General features: G+C 64.6%; 28 protein-coding genes. 14 read left to right on the top strand and 14 right to left on the bottom strand.

The annotated features are described in order from the left end of the window. Positions 1-28: 28 nt before the first annotated feature. Both hemH and SJY40_RS01290 read right to left on the bottom strand, forming a co-directional pair. On the bottom strand, positions 29-1069 hold the full coding sequence (hemH, locus tag SJY40_RS01295) for a ferrochelatase (protein WP_378941838.1): 1041 nt from the start codon (positions 1067-1069) through the stop codon (positions 29-31). Further along, positions 1066-1908 (bottom strand): SAM-dependent methyltransferase, encoded by an 843-nt coding sequence (locus SJY40_RS01290; RefSeq protein WP_378941835.1) that lies wholly within the window; start codon positions 1906-1908, stop codon positions 1066-1068. Before SJY40_RS01290 ends, hemH begins: the two co-directional genes overlap by 4 nt. Positions 1909-1939: 31 nt before the next feature. Between SJY40_RS01290 and SJY40_RS01285 the strand changes: the two genes are divergently transcribed. From SJY40_RS01285 to SJY40_RS01270, 4 genes are read left to right on the top strand one after another with little or no spacing between them, the layout of a single operon-like run. Then, positions 1940-2674 (top strand): ComF family protein, encoded by a 735-nt coding sequence (locus SJY40_RS01285; RefSeq protein WP_378941833.1) that lies wholly within the window; start codon positions 1940-1942, stop codon positions 2672-2674. A 30-nt stretch (positions 2675-2704) separates the two neighbouring features. Further along, positions 2705-2974 (top strand): glutaredoxin 3, encoded by a 270-nt coding sequence (gene grxC / locus SJY40_RS01280; RefSeq protein WP_378941830.1) that lies wholly within the window; start codon positions 2705-2707, stop codon positions 2972-2974. A 14-nt stretch (positions 2975-2988) separates the two neighbouring features. Further along, positions 2989-3858 (top strand): carbon-nitrogen hydrolase family protein, encoded by an 870-nt coding sequence (locus SJY40_RS01275; protein WP_378948220.1) that lies wholly within the window; start codon positions 2989-2991, stop codon positions 3856-3858. Continuing rightward, a complete protein-coding gene (locus SJY40_RS01270) occupies positions 3833-4297 on the top strand; it encodes a MarR family winged helix-turn-helix transcriptional regulator (RefSeq protein ID WP_378941828.1) in 465 nt (154 codons plus the stop codon). Before SJY40_RS01275 ends, SJY40_RS01270 begins: the two co-directional genes overlap by 26 nt. Here the strand turns inward: SJY40_RS01270 and ubiG are convergent. After that, the gene (ubiG, locus tag SJY40_RS01265; RefSeq protein WP_378941825.1) at positions 4294-5025 is read right to left on the bottom strand and encodes a bifunctional 2-polyprenyl-6-hydroxyphenol methylase/3-demethylubiquinol 3-O-methyltransferase UbiG; all 732 of its coding nucleotides are present in this window, start codon (positions 5023-5025) and stop codon (positions 4294-4296) included. The genes SJY40_RS01270 and ubiG overlap by 4 nt on opposite strands. A 50-nt stretch (positions 5026-5075) precedes the next feature. Between ubiG and pip the strand changes: the two genes are divergently transcribed. The 6 genes from pip (at position 5076) to infB (ending at position 12113) form a co-directional block, all read left to right on the top strand. Next, positions 5076-6074, top strand: coding sequence for a prolyl aminopeptidase (gene pip / locus SJY40_RS01260; RefSeq protein ID WP_378941823.1), 999 nt, complete (start codon positions 5076-5078; stop codon positions 6072-6074). Further along, the gene (locus tag SJY40_RS01255) at positions 6071-6535 is read left to right on the top strand and encodes a TspO/MBR family protein (protein ID WP_378941821.1); all 465 of its coding nucleotides are present in this window, start codon (positions 6071-6073) and stop codon (positions 6533-6535) included. The genes pip and SJY40_RS01255 overlap by 4 nt, the downstream gene beginning before the upstream one ends. A 130-nt stretch (positions 6536-6665) precedes the next feature. Further along, entirely contained in the window at positions 6666-7283 is a 618-nt protein-coding gene (gene rimP / locus SJY40_RS01250; RefSeq protein ID WP_378941818.1) for a ribosome maturation factor RimP, read from the top strand. A gap of 4 nt (positions 7284-7287) precedes the next feature. Then, positions 7288-8916: a transcription termination factor NusA gene (nusA, locus tag SJY40_RS01245; RefSeq protein WP_378941816.1), complete on the top strand. Its 1629-nt coding sequence runs from the start codon at positions 7288-7290 to the stop codon at positions 8914-8916. Between the two features lie 22 nt (positions 8917-8938). Further along, entirely contained in the window at positions 8939-9559 is a 621-nt protein-coding gene (locus SJY40_RS01240; protein ID WP_378941814.1) for an RNA-binding protein, read from the top strand. Positions 9560-9566: 7 nt separating this feature from the next. Continuing rightward, on the top strand, positions 9567-12113 hold the full coding sequence (gene infB, locus SJY40_RS01235) for a translation initiation factor IF-2 (RefSeq protein WP_378941812.1): 2547 nt from the start codon (positions 9567-9569) through the stop codon (positions 12111-12113). Between the two features lie 167 nt (positions 12114-12280). Here the strand turns inward: infB and SJY40_RS01230 are convergent, their stop codons facing one another. The 4 genes from SJY40_RS01230 to SJY40_RS01215 form a co-directional block, all read right to left on the bottom strand. After that, positions 12281-12409 (bottom strand): hypothetical protein, encoded by a 129-nt coding sequence (locus SJY40_RS01230; protein ID WP_378941810.1) that lies wholly within the window; start codon positions 12407-12409, stop codon positions 12281-12283. Positions 12410-12532: 123 nt separating this feature from the next. After that, positions 12533-12931: a (deoxy)nucleoside triphosphate pyrophosphohydrolase gene (locus SJY40_RS01225; RefSeq protein WP_378941808.1), complete on the bottom strand. Its 399-nt coding sequence runs from the start codon at positions 12929-12931 to the stop codon at positions 12533-12535. Then, complete coding sequence (argJ, locus tag SJY40_RS01220; protein ID WP_378941806.1) at positions 12928-14181, bottom strand: bifunctional glutamate N-acetyltransferase/amino-acid acetyltransferase ArgJ; 1254 nt, start codon at positions 14179-14181, stop codon at positions 12928-12930. Before argJ ends, SJY40_RS01225 begins: the two co-directional genes overlap by 4 nt. Then, entirely contained in the window at positions 14181-15026 is an 846-nt protein-coding gene (locus tag SJY40_RS01215; protein WP_378941804.1) for a peptidylprolyl isomerase, read from the bottom strand. Before SJY40_RS01215 ends, argJ begins: the two co-directional genes overlap by 1 nt. Positions 15027-15234: 208 nt before the next feature. Here SJY40_RS01215 and secA point away from each other — a divergent pair, with 208 nt between their 5' ends. Beyond that, positions 15235-17952, top strand: coding sequence for a preprotein translocase subunit SecA (secA, locus tag SJY40_RS01210; RefSeq protein WP_378941802.1), 2718 nt, complete (start codon positions 15235-15237; stop codon positions 17950-17952). Between the two features lie 99 nt (positions 17953-18051). On the opposite strand, the gene fmt is transcribed toward secA, so the two are convergent. Genes fmt through def (SJY40_RS01190) form a run of 4 tightly spaced genes read right to left on the bottom strand, consistent with a single transcriptional unit; the run spans position 18052 to position 20508 of the window. Further along, a complete protein-coding gene (fmt, locus tag SJY40_RS01205) occupies positions 18052-18945 on the bottom strand; it encodes a methionyl-tRNA formyltransferase (protein ID WP_378941799.1) in 894 nt (297 codons plus the stop codon). Positions 18946-18969: 24 nt separating this feature from the next. Then, a complete protein-coding gene (def, locus tag SJY40_RS01200; RefSeq protein WP_378941797.1) occupies positions 18970-19470 on the bottom strand; it encodes a peptide deformylase in 501 nt (166 codons plus the stop codon). Beyond that, positions 19467-19994, bottom strand: a complete 528-nt coding sequence (gene def / locus SJY40_RS01195) for a peptide deformylase (protein WP_378941795.1) — start codon at positions 19992-19994, stop codon at positions 19467-19469. Before def (SJY40_RS01195) ends, def (SJY40_RS01200) begins: the two co-directional genes overlap by 4 nt. Next, positions 19987-20508 carry a peptide deformylase gene (def, locus tag SJY40_RS01190; RefSeq protein ID WP_378941791.1) on the bottom strand — a complete coding sequence of 174 codons (522 nt, stop codon included), beginning with the start codon at positions 20506-20508 and terminating at the stop codon, positions 19987-19989. Before def (SJY40_RS01190) ends, def (SJY40_RS01195) begins: the two co-directional genes overlap by 8 nt. 80 nt (positions 20509-20588) lie before the next feature. Here def (SJY40_RS01190) and SJY40_RS01185 point away from each other — a divergent pair, with 80 nt between their 5' ends. The 3 genes from SJY40_RS01185 to SJY40_RS01175 all read left to right on the top strand — a co-directional run bounded on the left by SJY40_RS01185 (position 20589) and on the right by SJY40_RS01175 (position 23385). Next, entirely contained in the window at positions 20589-21773 is a 1185-nt protein-coding gene (locus SJY40_RS01185) for a MalY/PatB family protein (protein ID WP_378941789.1), read from the top strand. Positions 21774-21839: 66 nt separating this feature from the next. Then, on the top strand, positions 21840-22802 hold the full coding sequence (locus SJY40_RS01180) for an acetyl-CoA carboxylase carboxyltransferase subunit alpha (RefSeq protein WP_378941787.1): 963 nt from the start codon (positions 21840-21842) through the stop codon (positions 22800-22802). Positions 22803-23154: 352 nt separating this feature from the next. Then, entirely contained in the window at positions 23155-23385 is a 231-nt protein-coding gene (locus SJY40_RS01175; RefSeq protein ID WP_378941784.1) for a hypothetical protein, read from the top strand. Here SJY40_RS01175 and SJY40_RS01170 read toward each other — a convergent pair whose 3' ends face one another. Genes SJY40_RS01170 through SJY40_RS01160 form a run of 3 tightly spaced genes read right to left on the bottom strand, consistent with a single transcriptional unit; the run spans position 23386 to position 25780 of the window. Further along, positions 23386-24183, bottom strand: coding sequence for a lysophospholipid acyltransferase family protein (locus SJY40_RS01170; protein ID WP_378941782.1), 798 nt, complete (start codon positions 24181-24183; stop codon positions 23386-23388). It abuts the gene before it with no gap. Next, entirely contained in the window at positions 24180-25091 is a 912-nt protein-coding gene (locus SJY40_RS01165) for a cell division protein FtsX (protein WP_378941780.1), read from the bottom strand. Before SJY40_RS01165 ends, SJY40_RS01170 begins: the two co-directional genes overlap by 4 nt. Before the next feature lie 14 nt (positions 25092-25105). Further along, positions 25106-25780 (bottom strand): cell division ATP-binding protein FtsE, encoded by a 675-nt coding sequence (locus SJY40_RS01160; protein ID WP_378941777.1) that lies wholly within the window; start codon positions 25778-25780, stop codon positions 25106-25108. Between the last annotated feature and the right edge of the window lie 47 nt (positions 25781-25827).

Genomic DNA, 25827 nt, shown 5'->3' with positions numbered 1-25827 from the left:
AAAGGGGGCCAGCGCGGCCCCCTTTCCCTTATGCGTCCGGTTCGACCCAGCCGCCGATATTGTCGCGGATCACATTCAGCATGACCTGAATATGCGCCGGATCATCGTTCAGGCAGGGGATGTATTGGAATTCATGGCCGCCGGCTTCCTCGAAGGCTTCGCGGATCTCGCCGTTGATTTCCTCAAGCGTCTCAATGCAATCGGATGAGAACGCGGGCGAGATGACGGCGATGTCGGTATGTCCCTGTTTCGCCAGTTCCGCGACATGTTCCACGGTATAAGGCTTCAGCCATTCCTCGCGGCCGAAGACCGATTGGAAGGTGGTGTCGATGATGCCTTCGGGCCAGCCCAGTTCCTCGCGCAGCAGGCGGGACGTCTTCTGGCACTGGCAGTGATAGGGGTCGCCCTGCATCAGATAGCGTTTGGGCATGCCGTGATAGGATGCCACCAGCTTCTTCGGCACCTTGCCATCCAGCGCGCGGCGCACGCTGTCGGCCAGCGCCTTGATGTAATCGGGGCGGCCGACATAGGGCTCGCAGGTGCGCACAGCCGGCTGCCATGTCTGTTCCATCAGCGCGCGGAACAGCTGATCGTTGGCCGTGGCCGAGGTCGGCCCCGCATATTGCGGATAAAGCGGCAGGAACACGATGCGGCGGCATCCGGCATCGACCATCTTCTGCAGCACGTCCTGGGTCAACGGGTTGCCATAGCGCATGCAGAATTCGACCATCACCTGATCGCCCCATTCGGCATGGGCGGCATCGCGCAGGGCATTGGTCTGCGCCTTGGTGATCGTCATCAGCGGGCTTTCATTCGCCTCGTGGTTCCAGATCAGCTTGTAGTTCTTACCCGAGCTTTTGGGGCGGAAGGTCAGGATGATCCCCTGCAACAGCGGCTGCCATTTCCAACTGGGCAGATCGACCACGCGCTTGTCCGACAGGAACTCGTTCAGATAACGGCGCATCGGCCAATAGTCGTATCCGTCGGGCGTGCCCAGATTGGCAATCAGGATGCCGGTCTTGGCGGGTTTGATCTTGGGGTGGTCGGCAGGCGCGTGGGCTGGCGTCATGGGTTCTGTTTCCTGATTGCATTCAAGGCGTCGGAAAGCGCGGTCTTGGCGCTGCCCGGACGCAGGGGCTTGGGCTGACTGTCCGAAGGCGCCCATCCGGTCAGAAAGACCAGATCGAAGCCGACGTTGATACGGGACGGATCGTCGCGGTCGGGATGATGGGCGGCAAGAATGGCGGCGGCACGGCCGATGACATCGCGGCGGGTCGGGCGGCGCAGGCGGGCGGCCATGGCATTGCCTTCGCCCATGGCGCGCAGGTCGCGACCCAGATGCATCAGATCGCGATAGCTGGCCCGCTGTGACAGCAGGTCCGCCACCGGCAGCGCCAGCCCCGCGCGTTGCAGCAAGCCGCCCATGTCGCGGATCTCGCCCATGGGCAGCACGCGGGGCGACAGACCACCGGTGATTTCGGATTCCGCTTGGGCAAGGGCGGCGCGCAGCTCGGCCAGGGTCTGGTTGCCGAAGCAGACGCCGATGAACAGCCCGTCCTCGCGCAGGGCGCGGCGGCATTGGGCGATCTGGCCGATCGGGTCTTCGGCCCAATGCAGCGACATGGCGTGGATCACCAGATCATGCGCGCCGGGTTGCAGGTCGATCACCGGATCATCGGCCACGACATGCGCCTGCGGAAAACGCGCCCCCCAGATTTCGGGGAAACCGGTCACAAGCGCGGGGGCCGTAAAGGTTCTGTTAACCTCGATCAGCCTATCGTCGATCTCATCGGCGGCGATCTGGTGGAACAGGTTGACAAACCCCGCACGCCGCGCGCGGTCACGCTGGCGCAGCAGGGCATCCGTGTCGGTCAGGGCGGGGCGCGTGGTATCTTGAGGGATCTTCATGGGATTGGAACATAGGGTGCTTTCGGGGGCGATGAAAGTCGCGCTACACGTGCTTTATCCGCCGCAATGCCTGTCCTGCGGCGCGGGCGTTGCGGATGGCGGCGCGGGCGCCGTTCACCTTTGCGCCAGCTGCTGGATGGATGCGCAATTCATCACCGGCGCGATGTGCGATTGCTGCGGGGTGCCCCTGCCCGATGACGGCACGGGCGTCGAACAGGTGCTGGTCTGCGACGATTGCCTGACCGCCGTGCGGCCCTGGTCGCGGGGGCGGGCGGCGATGGTCTATGACGGGACGGCGCGCAAGCTGGTGCTGGCGTTGAAGCATGGCGACCGGTTGGACCTTGCGCCGGCGATGGCGGGCTGGCTGGCCCGCGCCGCGCGTCCATTGGTGATGCAGGATCAGGTCGTCTGCCCCATCCCCCTGCACCTGCGCCGCCTGATGAAGCGCAAGTACAACCAATCGGCCCATGTCAGCGCCCGTCTGGCTCGTGATCTGGGGCTGGCCCATCAACCCGACCTGCTGGTCCGCACCCGACATACCCCCGCGCAGGACCACCGCGGGGCGCTGGACCGTTTTGCAAACATGGCCGATGCACTGGCCGTTCACCCGCGCCGCGTCGCCTCGCTGCAGGGGCGGCCGGTGTTGCTGGTCGATGATGTCATGGCCTCGGGGGCGACGATCACCACCGCCGCGATGGCGCTGCTGCAGGCGGGATCGGGACCAGTTTCGGTTGCGGTGCTGGCACGGGCGGTCAAGGATCACTAGATAGGGTCGGAACCACGCGAAAGGACCGACATGTCACAGCCTAAAATCCAGATCTATACCACCCGCACCTGCCCCTTCTGCATCCGCGCCAAGGCGCTGCTGGATCAGAAAGGCGCGAAATTCGACGAAACCGACGTCGGCGCCGATGCCTCGAAGCGTGACGCGATGACCAAGCGCGCCGGGGGCAAGCGCAGCGTCCCGCAGATCTTCATCGGCGACACCCATGTCGGCGGCTGCGACGAGCTGTTTGCGCTGGACCGCGCCGGCAAGCTGGAGCCGATGCTGAAGGGCGCCGCCTGATGTCCCCCGCGTCGCTGACCGTGGGGCTGGTCCAGCTGACGGTCGGCGACGCACCGCTGACCAATCTGGAACAGACCATCCCGCTGATCCGGCAGGCTGCCGCCCAGGGCGCGCAGCTGGTCCTGACGCCCGAGGCCACGAACCTGCTGTCGCCCGACCGCGACTGGCAACGCCGCACCCTGCGCCCCGAAGGTCAGGACGCCACGCTGTCCGCCCTGCGGTCCGAGGCCCGCGATCTGGGCATCTGGCTGCTGATCGGGTCGCTGGCGCTGGCGACCGATGATGCGGATGGACGCTTTGCCAACCGCAGCCTGCTGATCGACCCGCAAGGGGACATCGTCGCGCGTTACGACAAGCTGCATATGTTCGACGTGACCATCAGCGAAACCGAAGCCTATCGCGAAAGCGCCGCCTATCGCCCCGGCGACAGGGCGGTGCTGGCGCAAGCGGCGGGCGTGCCCATTGGCATGACCATCTGCTATGACCTGCGCTTTCCGCATCTGTACCGACAGTTGGCGCAGGCGGGGGCGCGCATCCTGACCGTGCCCTCGGCCTTCAACCCGGTCACGGGGGATGCGCATTGGGAAACCCTGCTGCGCGCCCGCGCGATCGAGACGGGATGCTTCGTCTTGGCGCCTGCGCAATGCGGCACCCATCCCGCGCCGCACAGTCCCGACCGCCCTGCGCGCCGCAGCCACGGGCACAGTCTGGTCGTGGACCCGTGGGGCAAGGTGCTTTCGGACGCGGGTGTGACGCCGGGTATATCCGTTGTTTCCCTTGACCTTACGGCTGTTAACAGGGCACGGTCTTCCATCCCGTCCCTGACCCATGATCGGCCCTTCGCGGCCCCGGAACCCGATGACGACACGCGCGCCCGACACTGATCTTTCCACCGACCGACTGGCCGCCAGCCTGTTCGCCGAGGTGTTGATCGCCGAACAGTTGTCGCGCAACCTGATCAGCAAGGCGCTGCCGGGGGGGATGCAGATCTCGCATTTTTCGGTGCTGAACCTCTTGGCCCATGTGAACGAGGAACGCACCCCCGCCCAACTGGCCCGCGCCTTTCATGTCACGCGCGGGGCGATGACCAATACGCTGGCACGGCTGGAATGGGCAGGGCATGTGCATATCCGCCCCGATTGGGACGATGCGCGGCGCAAGTTTGTCTCGCTCAGCCCGGCGGGTCGGGCGGCGCGCGACAATGCGCTGGCCGCCTTCATGCCGCTGATCGCGGGTGTCGTGCGCAAGATCGGGGCCGAGCGTGTGCGCAGCGCCCTGCCCGTCCTGCGCGAGATGCGCGTCCAGCTGGAAGGCAGCGATTAGGCTTTTCGCGCCGTCAGGATGTAATTCACCGACATGTCGCGATCCGACAGCCGCCAGCCATGAGTGATCGGGTTGAAGACCATGCCGCGCCGGTCAACCGTGTCCAGATCGGCGGCCCCCGCCATGGCGGTCAGCTCGTCCGGCGTGATGAACCGCTGCCAGTCGTGCGTGCCGCGCGGCAACCAGCGCAGGATCCATTCCGCCCCCAGAATCGCCGCGCCAAAACTGCGCACCGTCCGGTTCAGGGTCGAGACGATCAGCAGCCCCCCCGGACGCACCAGCCGCTGACAGGTGGCAACGAAGGCCTTGGGGTCGGCGACATGTTCGATGATCTCAAGCGCCAGAACGACGTCGAAGACCTCTCCGGCATCGGCCATCGCTTCGGCGGTGGTGGCGCGATAGTCGATGTCCAGCCCCTGCTGGTCGGCATGGGTCTGGGCCACGTCGATGTTGACCTGCGTGGCATCTGCCCCCGTGACGGTCGCCCCCAGACGCGCCATCGGTTCGGCCACAAGACCGCCGCCGCAGCCAATATCCAGCACGCGCAGCCCCGCGAAGGGCGCGGACCCGGTCCGGTCGCGGCCGAATTCGATGCCGATCTGTTCGGCGATGTAATCCAGCCGCAGCGGGTTCATCAGGTGCAGCGGGCGGAACTTGCCATTGGGGTCCCACCATTCGGCGGCCATCGCCTCGAATTTGGCGATTTCGGCGGGGTCGATGCTGGTCATTTTCGGTGGTCCTTCTGGCAGGCGAGCTTAACAGGGCTTATAGTATCACCATGGACCGATTGGCAGGACAAATCTCCGCGTCACATGGCCGCCTTCACCCGGCGGTCGAACCCTATGCGCGCCACATGTTCGACGTAGGCGATGGCCATACCCTCTATGTCGAGGAATGCGGCAATCCCCAAGGCCGCCCCGTCATCGTGCTGCATGGCGGGCCGGGCGGCGGATGCAGCCCCTTCATGCGGCGCTTCTTCGATCCCGACCATTTCCGCATCGTGCTGTTCGATCAGCGCGGCTGCGGGCGGTCGCGCCCCACCGCATCGGTGCAGGCGAACACCACCCGCCATCTGATCGACGACATCGCGCTGATCCGCGATCAGTTGGGCATCGACCAATGGCTGCTGTTCGGTGGCAGCTGGGGCGCGACGCTGGCCCTGGCCTATGCGCAGGCCCATCCCGATCACTGCACCGGCCTGATCCTGCGCGGCGTGTTCCTGGGGATGCAGTCGGAACTGGACTGGTTCTATGGCGGCGGGGCGGCGCGATTCTTCCCCGAGCTGTGGGATCAGTTTCAGGAACCCATCCCGCAGGCCGAGCGCAGCGACATGATAGGCGCCTATCACCGGCGCCTGTTCGATGACGACACCGGTCGCCAGACGCGCTTTGCCCAGCCATGGCTGATGTGGGAAAACGCGCTGGCTGGCTTGCAGTCGTCGGCGTCGGGGTTTGCGCCGCCGGAATATGCACGGGCCTTTGCACGGCTGGAAAACTACTTCTTCACCAACAAGTGCTTTCTGGACGAAGGCCAGCTGCTGCGCGACCGCCACTTGATCGAGCATCTGCCCGCCGTCATCGTTCAAGGCCGCTATGACATGGTCTGCCCGCCGTCCAGCGCCTATGCGCTGGCGCAGGGCTGGCAGGGTTGCCAGCTGCGCTTTGTTCCCGCATCCGGGCATGCGCTGTCGGAACCCCGCATCACCGCCGAACTGGTCACCGTCATGGACACCATCCGCGACGAGGACCGCATCAAGAACCGGACATCCCGCACATGAGCCTGAACCTTTTCCTGATCTTCATGATCGCCAGCGCCGCCGCTGCCGCCACGGGCATCATCTTCCGCCCCGGCAGCTGGTACGACGGGTTGCGCAAACCCTCCTTCACGCCGCCGAAATGGGCCTTCCCCGTCGCATGGAGCACGATCTATCTGTTGTCGGCGATTGCCGCCGCACGGGTGGCGCTGCTGCCGGGTGCGGGGCTGGCACTGGCGCTCTGGGCGGCGCAGATCGCGTTGAACACGCTGTGGACGCCGACGTTCTTTGGTGCGCGTCGCATGGCGCTGGCGATGGGCGTCATGGCCGTGCTGTGGGTCGTGGTCGCGGGAATGGTCGTGCAGTTCTGGATGATCGACTGGCGGTCGGGGCTGATGCTGCTGCCCTATCTGGCGTGGCTTTGCGTAGCGGCGGCGCTGAACTGGCGCGTCTGGCGCGACAACCCGAATGCGGGGGCACACTAAGGCAGCTTGCAATCGGCGGGGGTTGGGGCTATATGGCCTTACAACAGCGGTGCAGGGGTCCAAACCCTGCCCACCGGAACTTCCGCATGGGGCCCGCTGACGGCCCCTTTTTCATGTCCGAAAGGATCCCATGTCGAACGACCTGATCGCCAAGACGGCCATTGACCGTCGCCTGGCCGAAATCATCACGCCCGTGATCGAAGATCTGGGCTTCGAATTGGTGCGCGTGCGCCTGCAGGGTGGCAAGACCGCCACGTTGCAGATCATGGCAGACCGCCCCGAAGGCGGCATCAACGTCGATGACTGCGCCGAGATCTCGACCGCCGTCAGCGCAACGCTGGATGTGCAGGACCCGATCGAGGAGAACTATCACCTCGAAGTGTCCTCGCCCGGGATCGACCGCCCCCTGACCCGCATGAAGGATTTCGAATCCTTCGAGGGCTATGAGGCGCGTCTGGACCTGAACCAGCCCATCGACGGCCGCAAGCGCTTCAAGGGTCTGCTGGCCGGAACCGAGGGCACCGAAGTTCTGATCAACATCGAAGACCAGGGCGCGACCCAGACCATCGGTCTGGAGTTCGATCTGCTGGCCGATGCCAAGCTGGTCCTGACCGACGAGCTGATCAAGGAAATGCTGCGTCAGAAGAAGGAAGCCGGGGTCGAGATCGACAACCTGGACGAAACCGCCTTCGACGAGATCGAAACCGACGACAACGAAGGTGCCGACGGCGCCGCTATCAAGGAGTGAGTTGATGGCGATTACATCTGCCAACCAGCTTGAACTGTTGCAGACGGCCGAAGCCGTCGCCCGCGAAAAGATGATCGAGCCCGAGCTGGTCATCGAAGCGATGGAAGACAGCCTGGCGCGTGCCGCCAAGTCGCGTTACGGCGCGGAAATGGACATCCGCGTGTCCATCGACCGCAAGACCGGCAACGCCAGCTTCACCCGCGTTCGCACCGTGGTCGAAGACGACATGGTCGAGAATTATCAGGCCGAAGTCACCGTCGAACAGGCGCGTCCCTATCTGGACGATCCCAAGGTCGGCGACGAGATCATCGATCAGGTTCCCCCGGTCGAACTGGGCCGCATCGCCGCGCAATCCGCCAAGCAGGTCATCCTGCAGCGCGTGCGCGAAGCCGAACGTGACCGCCAGTACGAGGAATTCAAGGATCGCGCCGGCACCATCATCAACGGTGTGGTCAAGCGCGAGGAATACGGCAACATCATCGTCGATGTCGGCCGTGGCGAGGCGATCCTGCGCCGCAACGAAAAGATCGGCCGCGAAAGCTATCGCCCGAACGACCGTATCCGTGCCTTCGTCAAGGATGTCCGCCGCGAGACCCGCGGCCCGCAGATCTTCCTGTCGCGCACCGATCCGCAGTTCATGGCCGAACTGTTCAAGATGGAAGTGCCGGAGATCTATGACGGCGTGATCGAGATCAAGGCCGTGGCCCGTGATCCGGGTTCGCGCGCCAAGATCGCGGTGATCAGCTATGACGGCTCGATCGACCCGGTCGGCGCCTGTGTCGGTATGCGCGGCAGCCGCGTTCAGGCCGTCGTGGGTGAGCTTCAGGGCGAAAAGATCGACATCATCCCGTGGAACGAGGATCAGGCCACCTTCCTGGTCAACGCCCTGCAGCCCGCCGAGGTCAGCAAGGTCGTCTTCGACGAGGAAGCCAACAAGATCGAGGTCGTGGTTCCCGACGAACAGCTGTCGCTGGCCATCGGCCGCCGCGGTCAGAACGTGCGTCTGGCAAGCCAGCTGACCGGTCTGGACATCGACATCCTGACGGATGAAGAGGAATCCAAGCGTCGTCAGGCCGAATTCAACACCCGCACCGCCCTGTTCATGGAAGCGCTGGATCTGGACGAATTCTTCGCCCAGCTGCTGGTTGCCGAAGGCTTCACCAATCTGGAAGAAGTCGCATTCGTCGACAGCGAGGAATTGCTGACCATCGACGGCGTGGACGAAGGCACTGCATCGGAACTGCAGGCCCGTGCCCGCGACGTTCTGGAAGCCAAGAACAAGGCTGCCATGGACCGCGCCCGCGAATTGGGCGTCGAGGACAGCCTTGTTGAATTCGACGGCCTGACGCCCCAGATGATAGAAGCGCTGGCAAAGGACGGCATCAAGACGCTGGAAGACTTTGCCACTTGCGCCGATTGGGAACTGGCCGGTGGCTGGACGACCGTGAACGGACAGCGCGTCAAGGACGAAGGCCTGCTCGAGCCTTTCGAAATCTCGCTGGAAGAAGCGCAGGGCATGGTCATGACCGCGCGCGTGCTTCTGGGCTGGGTCGATCCGGCCGAGCTGGAAGAAGATGCCGATGACGTCGATTCCGACGCAGATGACAACGATGACGAGGAGGCCGGGGCCTGATCGCCCCGGTACTGTGCACAGCTTGAGCCGTGGTGGACGTGACAAGGACCGGACCGATCCGGAACGCAAATGTATCGTCACTGGCGATACGCAACCCAAACGTGGCCTGATCCGTTTCGTGATCGGGCCCGAAGGTCAGGTCGTTCCCGATTTGGCCGAAAAGCTGCCCGGACGGGGTATCTGGGTCACGGCCGATCGCGCGGCGATCGACAAGGCGGCGGCGAAGGGGCTGTTTTCCCGCGCCGCCCGTGCCCCCGTTTCCGCACCCGACGATCTGGGTGCGCTGACCGAGGCGGGTGTTGCCCGTCGTCTGGTCGAACTGGTGTCGATGACCCGCAAGTCGGGGCGCGCCGTCGCCGGTTTCGAAAAGGTTAAGGGCTGGCTGGCCGAAGGGCGCGCGAAGGTGCTGCTGCAGGCCAGCGACGGGTCGGAACGCGGCAAGGGTAAGCTGTGGACGCCCACCGGCGGACGCTGGTTCGGCTGCCTGACGGCCTCAGAATTGGGTTTGTCCTTTGGGCGTGATCATGTCATACACGGCGCGCTTGCGGCGGGTGGCCTGACGGACAAGGTGATCTTGGAAGCCGGCAGACTGACGGGTCTGCGCGGGCATGACGACGGCAATACGGCTGTCGGGAAGGAATAAGACGCAGATGAGCGATAAAGACGATAAAAAGCCCTTGGGACTTGGTGGCGCTGGCCGCTCGGGTCAGGTCAAGCAGAGCTTCAGCCATGGCCGTACGAAAAGCGTGGTCGTTGAAACCAAGCGCAAGCGCGTCGTGGCCCCGAAATCCAGCCCGGCGCAGACCGCTGCCGACAAGGCTAAGAATCCGCTGACGGCGCGCATGGCAGGTGACCCCTCCAAGCGCCCGGCAGGCATTTCCGATGTCGAACTGGAACGCCGCCTGAAGGCGCTTTCCGCAGCCAAAGCCCGTGAGGCCAGCGATGCTGCCGAACGTGCAGCACTGGACAAACAGCGCGAAGACGACCGCGCCCGCCGCCGCGCCGAGATCGAGGCGAAAGCCGAGGAAGAGCGTCAGCGCGAAGAGGCCATCAAGGCCAAGGCCGAAGAAGAGGCCCGCGTTGCACGCGAAGCCGCTGAAGAAGCCAAGCGCAAGGACGCCCCCAAGCAGGATCGCGCCAAGCCGATCGCAGCCGCCAAACCGGCAGCACCGGATCAGGCCTCGATCGAGGCCGCAGCTTCGCGCGCCGAGACCAAGGGCGTGTCCACCAATGCGCCGCGCAAGACCGATCGTGAAAAGGTCGATCGCGACAAGAACAACAAAAACGCCCGCGACGACAACCGTCGCTCAGGCAAGCTGTCGCTGAACCAGGCGCTGAACGGCGAAGGTGGTCGTCAGCGCAGCATGGCCGCGATGAAGCGCAAGCAGGAAAAGACCCGTCAGAAGGCGATGGGTGGACACCAGCGTGCCGAAAAGCAGTTCCGTGAAGTCAAACTGCCCGAGACGATCGTCGTGCAGGAATTGGCCAACCGGATGACCGAACGTGCCGCAGACGTCGTCAAGACGCTGATGAAGATGGGCATGATGGTCTCGATGAACCAGGCGATCGACGCCGAAACCGCCGAACTGGTGATCGAGGAATTTGGCCACAAGGCCGTGCGCGTCAGCGATGCCGACGTCGAGCAGGTCATCAACACCATCGACGACAACGAAGCCGATCTGAAGTCGCGTCCCCCGATCATCACGATCATGGGCCACGTCAACCACGGCAAGACCTCGCTGCTGGACGTGATCCGCAAGGCGAACGTCGTGTCGGGCGAAGCCGGTGGCATCACCCAGCATATCGGCGCCTATCAGGTGACGACCGAAAGCGGTGCGGTGCTGTCCTTCCTGGACACGCCGGGCCACGCGGCCTTCACCTCAATGCGTGCCCGTGGTGCGCATGTGACCGACATCGTCGTTCTAGTGGTTGCCGCCGATGACGCCGTGATGCCGCAGACGATCGAGGCGATCAATCACGCCAAGGCCGCCGGTGTCCCGATGATTGTGGCGATCAACAAGGTCGACAAGCCTGCCGCCGACGTGAACAAGGTCCGCACGGACCTGCTGCAGCACGAAGTCGTCGTCGAGGCCATGTCCGGTGACGTGCAGGACGTCGAAGTTTCGGCCAAGACCGGTCTCGGCATCGACACCCTGCTGGAAGCCATCGCCCTGCAGGCCGAGATCCTGGAACTGAAGGCGAACCCGAACCGGGACGCCCAAGGTGCCGTGATCGAAGCACAGCTGGACGTGGGTCGCGGCCCCGTTGCGACCGTTCTGGTCCAGCATGGCACGCTGAAGCGCGGCGACATCTTCGTCGTCGGCGAACAGTGGGGCAAGGTTCGCGCCCTGATCAATGACAAGGGCGAGCGCGTCGAAGAAGCCGGTCCCTCGGTTCCGGTCGAGGTTCTGGGTCTGAACGGCACGCCCGAGGCCGGTGACGTGCTGAACGTCGTCGACACCGAAGCGCAAGCCCGCGAGATCGCCGAATTCCGCCACCAGCAGTCCAAGGACAAGCGCGCCGCAGCCGGTTCCGCCACGACCCTGGAACAGCTGATGGCCAAGGCGAAGGCCGATGTGAACGTCGCGGAACTGCCGGTGGTCGTGAAGGCCGACGTGCAGGGCTCGGCCGAAGCCATCGTCCAGGCGCTGGAAAAGGTCGGCAACGACGAGGTTCGCGTCCGCGTGCTGCACTATGGTGTGGGTGCGATCACCGAATCCGACATCGGCCTGGCCGAAGCGTCGGGCGCCCCGGTCATCGGCTTCAACGTCCGTGCGAATTCGCCGGCACGTAACGCCGCCAACCAGAAGGGTGTCGAGATCCGCTATTACTCGATCATCTACGATCTGGTGGACGACATCAAAGCTGCCGCATCGGGTCTGCTGTCTGCCGAAGTCCGCGAAAACTTCATCGGCTATGCGTCGATCAAGGAAGTCTTCAAGGTCACCGGTATCGGCAAGGTCGCCGGTTGCCTGGTTACCGAAGGTATCGCCCGCCGTTCGGCTGGTGTGCGCCTGCTGCGTGACAACGTGGTGATCCACGAAGGCACGCTGAAGACGCTGAAGCGCTTCAAGGACGAGGTCAAGGAAGTGCAATCCGGTCAGGAATGCGGCATGGCCTTCGAGAACTACGAAGACGTCCGCCCCGGCGACGTCATCGAGATCTTCGAACGCGAAGAGGTCGAGCGCACCCTGTAAGGGCCGCACGTCGGAAACACGAAAGGGCGGCCCCGCAACGGGCCGCCCTTTTGCGTTGGACCGTCGTACAATCCCGTACCTGCGGACATGAAAAAAAGGGCGACCTTTCGGTCACCCCTTTCCTTGTGGTCTTCTACGGCGCAGCGCTCCTCTTGCGCCGGAGACGCTTAGTTGCTGACGGGCTTGCCTTCATAGGTCCGGTTTCCCACCCGGACCAGAATGTTGCCGCCTGCGGTCGAGCCTTCGAAAAGACCCTGGATCGAGATGTAGCTTCCAACCGAAATAGTGCGAATCATGTCAATACCTCTTGTGCTCCCAGTTCTCAGAGTAGTCATGAAATGGTTAAAAAAGCGTACACAACATGGTCATCTAAGACTTTTTTAGGCAGTTTGGCAAACCTTACGTAGAGACATATGTCATTAAATCCACATCTGCAGTGCCGGGATCAGGGGAATATCGGCGGCGGGCATAGGGTAATCGCGCAATTTGTTCGACCGGACCCAAGCCAGCGACTGTCCTTCGCGCGGCTGCACGACCCCCTGCCAGCGGCGGCAGGCAAAGACCGGCATCAGCAGATGGAAATCGTCATAGCTGTGGCTGGCAAAGGTCAGCGGCGCCAGACAGCTGTTCCATGTCTGGATGCCCAGCTCCTCGTCCAGCTCTCGGATCAGGGCGGCTTCGGGGGTTTCGCCCTGCTCGACCTTGCCGCCGGGAAATTCCCAGAGGCCCGCCATGGGTTTGCCCGGCGGGCGCTGTGCCAGAAGCACGCGCCCGTCGGGGTCGATCAGGGCAACAGCCGAGACCAGAACCGTCTTCACGACCGGTAGTCCGCATTGATGTCGATATAGCCGTGGGTCAGATCGCAGGTCCAAACGGTCCGCGCGCCCTGCCCCAGCCCCATGTTGACACCGATCCGCAATTCGGCGTTCTGCATATAGGCACTGGCGGCCGCTTCGTCATAGTCGGGCGCACGCCAGCCGTTCTCGGCCAGCACCATATCGCCAAAGCTGATGCGCAGCCGGTCGCGGTCGGCCTGCGCGCCGGATTTTCCGATGGCAGCCACGATGCGGCCCCAATTGGCGTCCTGACCCGCGATGGCCGTCTTGACCAAGGGTGAATTGGCAATGGCCATGCCGATCTTATGGGCATCGGCATCATCGACGGCACCGGTCACGGCGATCTCGACGAATTTGGTGGCGCCCTCGCCGTCGCGCACGACCAGATGCGCCAGTTCGCGCATCACGCCATGAAGGGCGGCGGTGAAGGCGCGGCCATCCTCGCTTTCCAGATCGCTGATCGGTTCAGCCGCGCTGCGACCCGTTGCGGCCAGAATCAGCGCATCCGAGGTCGAGGTGTCGCTGTCCACGGTGATCGCGTTGAAGGTCGTATCCAGACCGCCCGTCAACACGCGCTGCAGCAGCGGCGCGGGGATGGCGGCATCGGTGAAGATATAGACCAGCATTGTCGCCATATCCGGCGCGATCATCCCGGAACCCTTGGCGATCCCGGTGATGTTGATCTGGCCACCCTGCCCAGCAAAGCTGGCGAATGCGCCCTTGGGGAAGGTGTCGGTCGTCATGATGGCGCGGGCGGCATCGGCCACCCCGCCCTTGTCCAGCCCTGCGGCCAGATCGCCGACCACGGACACGATCCGGTCATGGGGCAGCGGTTCGCCGATCACACCGGTCGAGGACGAAAACACCCGCCCGATCGGCAGATCCAGCGCCTGTGCCACCGCACCCGTCACCGCATCGACCAATTCCTGCCCGCGCGCGCCGGTGAAGGCGTTCGCATTGCCGGAATTGACGATGATCGCGGCACCCGCGCCGTCATCCTCGGCGGCGGCCAGCTTGGTCTGGCAGTCCAGCACGCAGGCCGCCCGTGTGGACGACCGCGTGAAGGCACCCGCGACCGAGGCCCCCGGCGCGACGCGGATCAGCGTCACGTCGGTGCGGCCTTGGTATTTCACCCCCGCGGCGGCGCTGGCGAATTCGACGCCCGCGATCACCGGCAGGTCGGGAAAACCGGCGGGCGCCAGAGGCGAGACCGGAAGACCGGCCTTGCCCATTATTCGGCCTCCAGCAGGTCGGTGTTGTTCAGCAGCGCGGGATCGACGCCTTCGGTCTTCTTGATGTCGGCTTCACCGACCAGACGCTCGATCTCGGCCTCGACCTTGTCGCGGCGGATCATCTGGGCCAGCTGGTCACGCACTTCTTCCAGCTTGGGGGCTTCGCGCATGCGGGTGTCGTTCAGCTTGATCAGGTGCCAGCCGAATTCGGTTTCCACCGGGTCGGACACGGCGCCTTTTTCCATGCCGGCGACGGCTTCGCTGAAGGGCGCGACCATCTGATCGGCGGCGAACCAGCCCAGATCACCCTTGTTGGGGCCGGACGGTCCGGTCGAGTTCTTTTCGGCCATCTCGCCGAAATCGGCACCGCCATCCAGCTCGGCCTTGATCTTCTCGGCCTCTTCCTTGGTTTCCACCAGAATGTGGGCGGCGCTGAATTCCTTGGTTTCGCCGGTTTCGGCGAACATCTTGTCATAGGCCGCCTGCAGTTCGTCATCCGACAGTTCGGCTTCCGCGATGTCGGTGACGGCAGCGGTGGCCATGGCGTTGCGGCGCTGCAGTTCGACCTGCGCACGCACCAGCGCGGTTTCGGTTCCGGATGCGGCCACGGCGGTCTGGCGGATCAGCTGGTCCAGCATCATGTCCCACAGCGCCTGATCGGGCAGGTTCGCCATATTGGGGTCCTGAACCGACTGCTTCATGACGATCATCTGGCCAAGGGTGATGTCCTGACCGCTGACGGTCGCGACGACCGTATCGGCGTTCTGGTCCTGCGCCCATGCGGCGGGGGCAGTCAGCATCGGCGCCGCGACAAGGGCGACGGCCAGCAGGGTCGGTTTGAACATGGGAATTCCTTTGCACATCATGGCACAGGTCCCCCGTTGGGACCGGGCCAACATTGACAGTCAGGCAGGCGGGGCCTACATCCCAAAGCAACTCCGTGGAAGGCACCGCCGCCGCGTTCGTTCTGGCCCCTGATACGTCAACGCGGTCGGTGCGGGCAAGTGGGCCGCGGTCACTCGTCTTTCCCAACAACGTGATTGCGAAGGTAACATGCTCGGCATCGGAAATCTGGCAAAGATGGTTTTTGGGACTCCCAATGACCGCATGGTCAAAGGGACGCGCCCGCTGGTGGCGCGCATCAACGCACTTGAGGAAGACTTCAAGGCACTGGACGATCAGCAGCTGATCGACAAGACACATGAATTCCAGGCACGCGTGGCAAAGGGCGAAAGCCTTGACGCCATCCTGCCCGAGGCGTTCGCCAACTGCCGCGAAGGTGCGCGCCGCGCCCTTGGCCTGCGGGCCTTCGACGTGCAGCTGATGGGCGGGATCTTCCTGCATCAGGGCAACATCGCCGAAATGAAGACCGGCGAGGGCAAAACCCTTGTCGCCACCTTCCCGGCCTATCTGAACGCGCTGTCGGGCAAGGGCGTCCATGTCGTCACGGTCAACGATTATCTGGCCAAGCGCGATGCGGAATGGATGTCCAAGGTCTTTGCCCAGCTGGGCCTGACCTGCGGCGTCGTCGTCCCCTTCCAGCCCGAGGACGAAAAGCGCGAAGCCTATGCCGCCGACGTCACTTATGCGACCAACAACGAGCTGGGCTTCGACTATCTGCGCGATAATATGAAGGGCAGCGTGGCCGAGATGGTCCAGCGCGGCCACAACTTCGCCATCGTCGATGAGGTCGACAGCATCCTGATCGACGAGGCCCGTACGCCGCTGATTATTTCCGGCCCCTCGCAGGATCGGTCGGACCTGTATCGGGTGCTGGACGGCTATGTTCCCCTGCTGACCGAGGAACATTACAAGCTGGACGAAAAAGCCCGCAATGCGACCTTTACCGAAGAGGGCAACGAGTTTCTGGAACAGCGCCTGTCCGCCGATGGCGTCCTGCCCGAGGGCCAGACGCTGTACGATCCGGAATCGACCACCATCGTCCACCACGCCAACCAGGCCCTGCGCGCGCACAAGCTGTTCCTGAAGGACCAGCACTACATGATCCGCGACGGCGAGGTCGCGCTGATCGACGAATTCACCGGGCGCATGATGAAGGGCCGCCGCCTGTCGGACGGCTTGCATCAGGCGATCGAAGCCAAGGAAGGCGTCGAGATCCAACCCGAGAACGTCACGCTGGCCAGCGTCACCTTCCAGAACTACTTCCGCCTTTACGACCGTCTGTCGGGCATGACCGGCACCGCCTCGACCGAGGCCGAGGAATTCGCCGAGATCTACAAGCTGGGCGTGGTCGAGGTTCCGACCAACCGCGGCATCGCGCGGATCGACGAACATGACCGCGTCTATCGCACCGCCGCCGAGAAATACGGCGCCGTGATCGAGGCGATCAAGGAAGCCCACGCCAAGGGCCAGCCCACCCTGGTCGGCACCACCAGCATCGAAAAATCCGAGATGTTTTCCGAATTGCTGAAAAAGGACGGTGTCCCGCACAACGTGCTGAACGCCCGCCAGCACGAGGCCGAAGCGCAGATCGTCGCCGATGCCGGCAAGCGTGGCGTCGTCACCATCGCCACCAACATGGCCGGTCGCGGCACCGACATCCAGCTGGGCGGCAACGTCGAGATGAAGGTGATGGAAGCGCTTGGCGCTGACCCCGAGGCCCATCCCGACGAATTGCGCGCCCGTATCGAAGCCGAACATGCTGCCGAAAAAGAGGCGGTTCTGGCCGCCGGCGGGTTGTTCGTGCTGGGCACCGAACGCCACGAAAGCCGCCGCATCGACAACCAGCTGCGCGGTCGCTCGGGCCGCCAGGGCGACCCCGGACGTTCGCTGTTCTTCCTGTCGCTGGACGACGACCTGATGCGCATTTTCGGGTCCGAGCGTCTGGACAAGGTGCTGTCCTCGCTTGGGATGAAGGAAGGCGAAGCGATCGTTCACCCTTGGGTCAACAAGTCGCTGGAACGCGCCCAGGCCAAGGTCGAGGGTCGCAACTTCGACATCCGCAAGCAGCTGCTGAAATTCGATGACGTGATGAACGACCAGCGCAAGGCGATCTTCAGCCAGCGCCGCGAGATCATGGACAGCGAAGAGGTCGGTGAGATCACCGCCGATATGCGCCATCAGGTCATCGACGATCTGGTCGAGGACTTCATGCCGGCGCGCAGCTATGCCGACCAGTGGAACGCCGAGGGCCTGAAGACGGCCGTCCGCGAACGGCTGAACATGAACCTGCCGATCACCGAATGGGCAGCCGAGGAAGGCGTCGATCAGGAAACGATGCACGAGCGTATCGTTCAGGCGACCGACACCTATATGGCGGAAAAGACCGCTGGCTTCGGTCCCGAGAACATGGCCCAGATCGAAAAGCAGGTCCTGTTGCAGATGATCGACCAAAAATGGCGCGAGCATCTGATGACGCTTGACCACCTACGCTCGGTTGTGGGCTTCCGCGGGTATGCACAGCGCGACCCGCTGTCGGAATACAAGACCGAGGCCTTCCAGCTGTTCGAGGCTCTGCTTGACGGGCTGCGCTTCGACGTCACGCAGCGGCTGGCGCAGATCCGTCCGCTGACGGACGAGGAACGCCAGGAGATGCTGAACCAGATGACGGCCCAGCAGAAGGCTGCGCAGGACGACATGACGATGGAGCATGGCGACGATGACGTCAGCAATGCCAGCCCCGAAACGCCACTGCCTGCCGTCGAGGGCTTTGACGAGAACGATCCCTCGACATGGGGCAACCCGTCGCGGAACGACCTCTGCCCTTGTGGGTCGGGCAACAAGTTCAAGCACTGCCACGGCGCCATCTGAGGTGATCGCGGGGCTTTTGCGTCCCGCGACCGCATTCGCCCCCTGCGGGCGGGGGCCATGCTCCCACCGCGCCAGGCGGCGAAGGACCGCGATGCGGTCCTAGTAGATCCGCGCGGGCAGTTGCCAGCCGCGCAGTAGATCACCCGCCGCCATCGGCTTTTTCCCCGACCTTTGCGCCGTCAGCACCTGAATGGCCCCCTCGCCGCAGGCGATGGTGAAATCGGGCAGGACCTGACCAGGCTCGCCAGACGCATGTACCAGCCGACTGCGCAGCAGCTTGACGCGTTCGCCCTCGATGTCGCACCAGGCGCCCGGGAAGGGTGACAACCCACGGATCTGGCGATCGACCTGCGCTGCGGGCTGGGTCCAGTCGATGCGCGCCTCGGATTTGTCGATCTTGGCGGCATAGGTGATGCCGTCCTCGGGCTGGGGTGTGGCCGCCAAGGGCAACCGGTCCAGCACATCGAGGATCAAAGTCGCGCCCAGGTCCGACAGACGGTCATGCAGGTCGGCCGTCGTCTCCTGCGGGCCGATGGGCGTGCGCGTTTCCGCAAGAACCGGCCCGGTATCCAGCCCTGCCTCCATCTGCATGATCGCCACGCCCGAGGCTGCGTCGCCTGCCAGGATCGCACGGTGGATCGGCGCGGCTCCGCGCCAGCGCGGCAGAAGCGAGGCGTGGATGTTCACGCAGCCGAGCCGCGGCGCATCCAGCACCACCTGTGGCAGGATCAGCCCATAGGCGACGACAACGGCCACATCCGCCTGATGCGCGGCAAAGCGGGCCTGATCGGCGGGATCGCGCAGCTTTTCGGGATGCAACACCTCCAGTCCCAGTTCCAGCGCCGCCTGATGCACCGGCGACAGGCGCGGCTTTTGCCCACGGCCCGCCGCGCGCGGGGGCTGGGTATAGACGGCGACCACCTGATGGCGGTCCGCGATGGCACGCAGTGCCGGCACCGAAAAGTCGGGCGTTCCCATGAAGATCACGCGCATGGCGAAAGCCTTTCTGTTGTTGGATCAGCGACGGGCCAGTTTGGCCGATTTCTGCACCAGCATCTTGCGGCGCAGCGGCGTCAGATGATCAACATACATCTTGCCGTTCAGGTGGTCGATCTGATGTTGGACGCTGGTGGCCCAGAGGTTGACGAAATCGCGGTCCTCGACCTCGCCCTGGTCGTTCAGGAAACGCACGGTCAGGGCGCGGGGGCGGCTGATCGTGGCGTGGACGCCGGGCAGGTTGGGGCTGGCTTCGTCATGTTCGCGGAACTTCCCGCTGACATGCAGGATCTCGGGGTTGGCCATGCGGATGGCCTGACCGCGCGCTTCGGACGCATCCACCACCGCAAGGCGCAGCATCACGCCGATCTGCGGCGCGGCCAGCCCCACGCCCGGCATCGCGTTCATCGTGTCGATCATGTCGGTCCAGATCGCGCGGATGTCGTCGGTGATGTCAGCGACGGCTTCGGCGGCGCGGTGCAGGCGGGGATCGGTATAGGGCAGAAACGGGCGAACGGTCATGCGGGGGGAATGTCCTTCAGGATCAGGCGGCCGTCCAGATGGTCGGCCTCGTGCTGGGCGATGCGGGCGGCGGCGCCGGACATCGGTCGTGTCTGGTGGCGGCCCTGCAGATCATACCAGCCGATGGTGATGGCAAGCGGTCGCGTCACCGACACAGGCTGGTCGGGGATGGAAAGGCAGGCTTCGACATCGGCGCCGGTTTCGGCGGAACGCCAGACGATTTCGGGGTCCAGCATGACCAGCGGGTCGGGCTGGCCGTCTTTCCAACCGGCGTCCATGACGAAAATGCGCCGCGATATGCCGATCTGCGGGGCGGCAAGGCCACGCCCGTTGGCGTCATACATGGTCGCCAACAGATCGGCGGCCATGTCGCGCAGTTCGGACTGGGGCAGATATCCCGCGGCGTCGCAGCGGGTGAACAGCACCGGATCGGGGTACCGCAGGATCCCGCGTACCTTCCCCGCTGCCAGATCGCCTGTCAGGACAGGGGGGATCGGCGCTGCGGGGAGGTGCCTGTCAGCCACGGGCCTGCTCTCGCTTGAACTTGACCATCTTGCGCGTGATCATCTGGCGCTTGATGGCGGAAAGATGGTCGATGAACAGGATGCCGTCCAGATGGTCCAGCTCGTGCTGGGCGCAGGTGGCCCAAAGGCCGTCGAAGTCCTGTTCATGGGTCTTGCCGTCCAGCCCCAGCCATTCCATCCGCAGTTCGGCGGGGCGGGTCACATCGGCATATTGATCCGGGATCGACAGACACCCTTCATCATAGGTGTTCAGCGCCTCGGAGGTCCAGGTGATCTGCGGGTTGACCATGACCACGGGCGCGGGTTCGGCCTCGGGGTCGCGGGTGGCGTCCATCACGAAGATGCGGGCGCCTATGCCGATCTGCGGCGCGGCCAGACCGATGCCGGGCGCGTCATACATAGTGGCCAGCATGTCGGCGGCCAATGTCTCGATCTCGGGCGTGATGCGCGCGATCGGTTCCGCCACCTTTTTCAGGCGGGGATCGGGATGGATCAGGATGGGTCTCAGGCTCATGTCCCGCGATTTAGGGCATGACTTCACCATAAGCAACAACAGGCGTATGCAGGGCGGAACGCGAAAATCACGAGGACCTCATGAGCCAGCCCGATTTCGACCAGATCATCGACCGCAAGGGAACGCATTGCAGCAAGTGGGACGACATGCAGGCGGCTTACGGCGTGGACCCCGATGACGGGCTGGCGATGTGGGTGGCCGATATGGATTTCCGCCCGCCACAGGCCGTGCAGGATGCGGTCCAGCGGGTGGCCGATCACGGGATCTATGGCTATCCCGGCGCGCATCGCCCCTATCTGGACGCGATCTGCTGGTGGATGCAGAACCGCCACGGCTGGCAGATCCAGCCGGGTTGGGTTCTGACCTGCGCGGGTCTGGTGAACGCGGTGGGCATGGCGCTGAACGCCTTCACGGCCAAGGGCGACGGGGTGATCGTGATGTCGCCGGTCTATCACGCCTTTGCCCGCATCATCCGCGCCCAAGATCGCGATCTGGTGGAATTGCCGCTGGCGCTGCACGACGGGCAGTACCGGATGGACTGGGACGCGTGGGAACCCATGCTGAAGGGCCACGAAAAGCTGCTGATCCTCTGTTCGCCGCATAACCCCGGCGGCCGCGTCTGGACCGCCCAAGAACTGCGCCAGGTCGCCGATTTCTGCCTGCGCCACGATCTGATTCTGGTGTCAGACGACATCCACTGCGATCTGGTCATGCCGGGCAGTCCGCGCCACCAGATGATGGCCACCGTCGCCCCCGATATCAGCGACCGGCTGATCACGCTGACGGCGGCGACCAAGACCTTCAACATCGCGGGCGCCCATATCGGCAATGCGATCATCGCCGATGACGACCTGCGGGCGCGCTTCAAGGGGGCGCTGGCGGCGGCGGGAATATCGCCGGGGATCTTTGGCATGGATATGGTCGCGGCCGCCTATTCACCCGAAGGGGCGGCCTGGGTCGATGCGCTGGTCGAATATCTGGACGGCAACCGCCGGATCTTCGACGCGGGCATCGATGCCATTCCGGGGCTCAGGTCGATGCCGCTGCAGGCCACCTATCTGTCATGGGTCGATTGTTCGGGGACCGGCATGGCGCCCGATGAATTCACCGCCCGCGTGCAGAAGGGCGCGCGGATCGCCGCCAATCACGGCGCGACCTTCGGTGCGGGCGGGCAGGATTACCTGCGCTTCAACATCGCCACGCCCCGCGCGCTGGTGGAACAGGCAGTCCGGCGGCTGCAGGATGCCTTTGCCGATCTTCAATAGGGCCGCGTTGCAACCACCCGCGACCCCGCATATACAGCCCAAAACCGAACGCCCGGAGCATCACCCATGGTCTATCTGGATTTCGAAAAGCCGCTTGCCGACATCGAGGGCAAGGCCGAGGAACTTCGCACGATGGCCCGCAAGGGCGATGGTGCCGTCGACGTCGAGAAAGAGGCCGCCGCGCTTGACAAGAAAGCCGGCGATCTTCTGAAAGAGATGTATCGCAACCTGACGCCCTGGCGCAAAACCCAGGTCGCGCGTCATCCCGACCGGCCCCATTGCAGCCAGTACATCAACGCGCTGTTCACCGATTACACCCCGCTGGCAGGCGACCGGGCCTTTGGCGACGACCATGCGGTCATGGGTGGTTTGGCGCGCTTCAACGACGCGCCCTGCGTGGTGATCGGCCATGAAAAGGGCAATGACACTAAGTCGCGCATCCACCACAACTTCGGCATGGCGCGCCCCGAGGGATACCGCAAGGCGATCCGCCTGATGGACATGGCGCATCGCTTCGGCCTGCCGGTCATCACGCTGGTGGACACGCCCGGCGCCTATCCCGGCAAGGGCGCCGAGGAACGCGGCCAATCCGAGGCGATCGCCCGCTGCACGATGAAGTGCCTTGAGATCGGCGTGCCGCTGGTCAGCGTCGTCATCGGCGAAGGCGGATCGGGCGGGGCCGTGGCCTTTGCGACGGCGAACCGGATCGCGATGCTGGAGCACTCGATCTATTCGGTGATCTCGCCCGAGGGCTGCGCCTCGATCCTGTGGAAGGACAGTGACAAGATGCGCGACGCAGCCGAAGCCCTGCGCCTGACCGCACAGGACCTGAAGAAGCTGGGCGTCATCGACCGCATCATCGCCGAACCGATGGGCGGTGCGCAGCGCCTGCCCGAAGACGCGATCACCAAGGTCGGCGCGGAAATCGCCGCCATGCTGGCCGATCTGGCGGATAAATCCCCCGCCGATCTGATCGCCGATCGCCGCCAGAAATTCCGGGCCATGGGTGCCCATTCGCTGGCCGCCTGATCCACACGCCTTTGTGACCAATCCGCCACAGCCGCCTGTCATGGGCGGCTGTCGGCATTTGCAGACTTGCGCGAACTGCAGCGAATCGGGCAGCTTCCGCCTTGCCCGTATCACGTACCGATAAAGGAGGGGCCGCACGTATGACCAATATCACCACAGCCGCCCAATCCCTGCGTGATGGCCAGCAGTCGCGACAAAGCCGCTACTGACCGCCTGAACAGGCAAATCCAAACGATGCCCTGACCTGACCGACCGCTTTCACGCGGCCTGTCCGCATGGGCTGATCCCACCCTTCAACACCCCGCATCCCGGTCATGGCACAGCCATGTCCGCTGTCGAAAGGACTGCAATGATGATTGCCCAGATGACGCCGCAGGCCCCTGCCCTGCGTCCCGCCCTGCACCGCCTGATCGCCCGTCACGGTGCGACGGCGGTGACATTCGCCCTGTTCCGGGCGCTGCTGATCAGGCGGCGGAAAAGACCGAGGCCGCCCGACGCCTATCACCTCAGCCCGCATATGCGGCGCGACATCGGGCTGCCCCCGGCAGGGCCGCATATCCCGAAATACTACGAGTTGCGCTGATCAGGGGCGGGCGGCATCATCGGTGCCGTCCGTCGATGCCGGAACGGGCAACCCGGCCTCGGCCATCAGACGGTCCGAGGCGGTCTCGATCCGGCTTTCCAGCTGCTTCATCAGACCCGCCTGCGGCTGGTCCGCCGTGATCGCGGGCAGAAATTCGACCACCGCACGACCGCGGCGGATGCCCCAGCCACTGCGCGGCCAGAACATGCCGGCATTCACCGCGACCGGCACGACCGGCAGCCCGGTCCCCGCCCGCAGCGAAGCGACGCCGTGCTTATAGGGCTTGCGCTGCCCCGGCAGGGTGCGCGTGCCTTCGGGATAGATGATCAGCTGGCCGACGCCGTCATCGGCCATGCGGCGCTTGACCTCGGTTGACATCACGCCCATTGCGTCGCGGCCCTTGCCACGGTCGATCGGAATGCAGCCGACCTTCCATGCGTACCAGCCCATGACGGGCACGCGCATGACCTCTCGTTTCATGATGAAGGCGCGGCGCGGGACGGCATGGGCAATGACCAGGATGTCCCAGAAGCTTTGGTGTTTGGCCGCGATGATGCAATCGCCGGTGGGCGGCGTGCCGCGGATTTCGCAGGTCAGCCCCAGATGCAGCTTGGCCGCCCAGATCATATAGCCGATCCAGCGCGTCGCCACCCGGTTTGCCCCCGCACGCCCGTGGCGCATCTGCGGCAGGCCGATCAGCCCGATCACCAGCGTTGCCAGCGCGACATGCAGGTAATAAAGGACGTTCTGGACGTATTGCCAGGCCCCAAGGGGCGCGGGAACGGCGCGGTCGGTCAACGGACGGCCTCCAACATGTTCAGCGCCGCCCAACGGGTGGCAAGAAAGCCCACCGCAGCCGAGATCAGCGGGATGGACAGCGGCATCAGCCAGTCCCAGCCCTGAAAGCCGAGGCCGGTCAAAAACCCGCCTGCCGCGCTGGCGTCGGGCAGGATCGAGACCGCGCCCACGCCCAGCACCGTCCCGATGGCCGAACCGATGGCGGCACGGCGGGTAAAGCGGCGCACGAAGGCGGTGGCGATGGTCAGATCGCGCGCCCCGATCAGGCGCAGGACGCGGATGACCTGGCCATTGGCAGCCAATGCCGCCTTGGCCGCCAGCGTGATCATGGCCGCCGAAGCCGCGGTGATCAACAGCAGCGACACGATCCCCAGCATCCGCAGCCGCTTGGCCGCCGACACCAGCGGGCGGCGCCATTCGGTGTGATCGTCAAGAATGGCGCCCGGCACTTCGGCCTCGAGGCGCAGGCGCAGCCCTTGGGCGTCGAAATCGTCGCCTTGGATGGGCAGGTCGATCAGGGCCGGCACCGGCAGGGCATCGACCGGCATGTCGGGGCCGAACCAGGGTTCCAGCAGCTTGGCCAACTCGTCTTGCGGCAGCTGGCGCGGTTCGCCCGTGCCGGGGGTGGTGCGCAGCAGTTGCAGCGCCGATTGGACCTGCCCGTCCTGCTGATCGGCCGGCGCGCTGATGCGTACCGTGACCGAGCCCGCAAGCTGGGTGGACCAATGATCTGCCAGCCGCCCCGTCGCCAGCGCCAGCGCCAGCGCAAAGACCGCCAGAAACGCCATCGCGCCCGCCGAGAACAACGTCAGCTGCGCGGTAAAGCCCGTCGGCGGCACGATGCGGTCGCCCTTGCCACCTTCGTCACGCAGCAGGCTTCTGCCAAGGGTGATCAGGTTCAGTGCCAAAGATTTGCTCCGTTTCACAGATCGGCCCCCGCCAGCTGAAGGTTCCCGCCCGAAATGCGCAGCACCCGCGCCGTCACCTGCGCCTTGGTGGCGCGGATCAGGTTCAGGTCGTGGGTCGCGACCAGCACGGTCTTGCCCGATTTGTTCAACTCGATCAGCAACTGCATCAGGCGCATGGACATGTCCCAATCTAGGTTGCCGGTCGGTTCATCCGCCAGGATCAGGTCCGGCGACAGGATCACCGCCCGCGCCAGCGCCGCGCGTTGACGTTCGCCCCCCGACAGCGACGGCGGCAGCGCGCGTGCGTGCTGCGACAGCTGAACCCAGCCCAGAAGGTCGCGCAGGGCGTCCATGTCCACGGGTTCATGCGCCACGCTCAGCGGCAGGGCGACGTTTTCGGCCACCGGCAGATGGTCCAGAAACTGGGGCTCCTGATGGACCACGCCCACGCGGCGGCGCAGGTCTGAAATATCGTCGCGCGACAGATCGCGCATCTCATGGCCGAAGGCCGTCATCTGTCCCGCCGTCGGCAGCAGATCGGCATAGCACAGACGCAGCAGCGTCGTCTTGCCCGACCCCGACGGCCCCGTCAGGAAGTGGAACATGCCCGGCTGCAGACTGAGCGTCATCCCCGACAACAGTTCGGCCCTGCCGTGATAGCCGAACCCGACATCCCGCATCTCGATCAAGCGCCACCTCTTTTCCGTTTCAGCCCGTCTTTCGCGGAGCATTTGCA

The organism is Paracoccus sp. R86501 (assembly GCF_042466435.1).
Lineage (GTDB): Bacteria > Pseudomonadota > Alphaproteobacteria > Rhodobacterales > Rhodobacteraceae > Paracoccus.
Note: the sequence above shows the minus strand (reverse complement) of the source record. Positions and strands in the feature narration are given on the sequence as shown.

What these genes read in the sequence shown, in the direction of transcription:
- def (WP_378941791.1), bottom strand. Translation starts at nt 20,508, where the DNA reads ATGAGCCTGAGACCCATCCTGATCCATCCCGATCCCCGCCTGAAAAAG.
- SJY40_RS01215 (WP_378941804.1), bottom strand. Translation starts at nt 15,026, where the DNA reads ATGTTCAAACCGACCCTGCTGGCCGTCGCCCTTGTCGCGGCGCCGATG.
- SJY40_RS01270 (WP_378941828.1), top strand. Translation starts at nt 3,833, where the DNA reads ATGACGACACGCGCGCCCGACACTGATCTTTCCACCGACCGACTGGCC.
- argJ (WP_378941806.1), bottom strand. Translation starts at nt 14,181, where the DNA reads ATGGGCAAGGCCGGTCTTCCGGTCTCGCCTCTGGCGCCCGCCGGTTTT.
- hemH (WP_378941838.1), bottom strand. Translation starts at nt 1,069, where the DNA reads ATGACGCCAGCCCACGCGCCTGCCGACCACCCCAAGATCAAACCCGCC.
- SJY40_RS01255 (WP_378941821.1), top strand. Translation starts at nt 6,071, where the DNA reads ATGAGCCTGAACCTTTTCCTGATCTTCATGATCGCCAGCGCCGCCGCT.
- secA (WP_378941802.1), top strand. Translation starts at nt 15,235, where the DNA reads ATGCTCGGCATCGGAAATCTGGCAAAGATGGTTTTTGGGACTCCCAAT.
- SJY40_RS01185 (WP_378941789.1), top strand. Translation starts at nt 20,589, where the DNA reads ATGAGCCAGCCCGATTTCGACCAGATCATCGACCGCAAGGGAACGCAT.
- def (WP_378941797.1), bottom strand. Translation starts at nt 19,470, where the DNA reads ATGACCGTTCGCCCGTTTCTGCCCTATACCGATCCCCGCCTGCACCGC.
- rimP (WP_378941818.1), top strand. Translation starts at nt 6,666, where the DNA reads ATGTCGAACGACCTGATCGCCAAGACGGCCATTGACCGTCGCCTGGCC.
- SJY40_RS01180 (WP_378941787.1), top strand. Translation starts at nt 21,840, where the DNA reads ATGGTCTATCTGGATTTCGAAAAGCCGCTTGCCGACATCGAGGGCAAG.
- fmt (WP_378941799.1), bottom strand. Translation starts at nt 18,945, where the DNA reads ATGCGCGTGATCTTCATGGGAACGCCCGACTTTTCGGTGCCGGCACTG.
- grxC (WP_378941830.1), top strand. Translation starts at nt 2,705, where the DNA reads ATGTCACAGCCTAAAATCCAGATCTATACCACCCGCACCTGCCCCTTC.
- SJY40_RS01290 (WP_378941835.1), bottom strand. Translation starts at nt 1,908, where the DNA reads ATGAAGATCCCTCAAGATACCACGCGCCCCGCCCTGACCGACACGGAT.
- infB (WP_378941812.1), top strand. Translation starts at nt 9,567, where the DNA reads ATGAGCGATAAAGACGATAAAAAGCCCTTGGGACTTGGTGGCGCTGGC.
- nusA (WP_378941816.1), top strand. Translation starts at nt 7,288, where the DNA reads ATGGCGATTACATCTGCCAACCAGCTTGAACTGTTGCAGACGGCCGAA.
- SJY40_RS01230 (WP_378941810.1), bottom strand. Translation starts at nt 12,409, where the DNA reads ATGATTCGCACTATTTCGGTTGGAAGCTACATCTCGATCCAGGGTCTT.
- pip (WP_378941823.1), top strand. Translation starts at nt 5,076, where the DNA reads ATGGACCGATTGGCAGGACAAATCTCCGCGTCACATGGCCGCCTTCAC.
- SJY40_RS01285 (WP_378941833.1), top strand. Translation starts at nt 1,940, where the DNA reads ATGAAAGTCGCGCTACACGTGCTTTATCCGCCGCAATGCCTGTCCTGC.
- ubiG (WP_378941825.1), bottom strand. Translation starts at nt 5,025, where the DNA reads ATGACCAGCATCGACCCCGCCGAAATCGCCAAATTCGAGGCGATGGCC.
- SJY40_RS01175 (WP_378941784.1), top strand. Translation starts at nt 23,155, where the DNA reads ATGATTGCCCAGATGACGCCGCAGGCCCCTGCCCTGCGTCCCGCCCTG.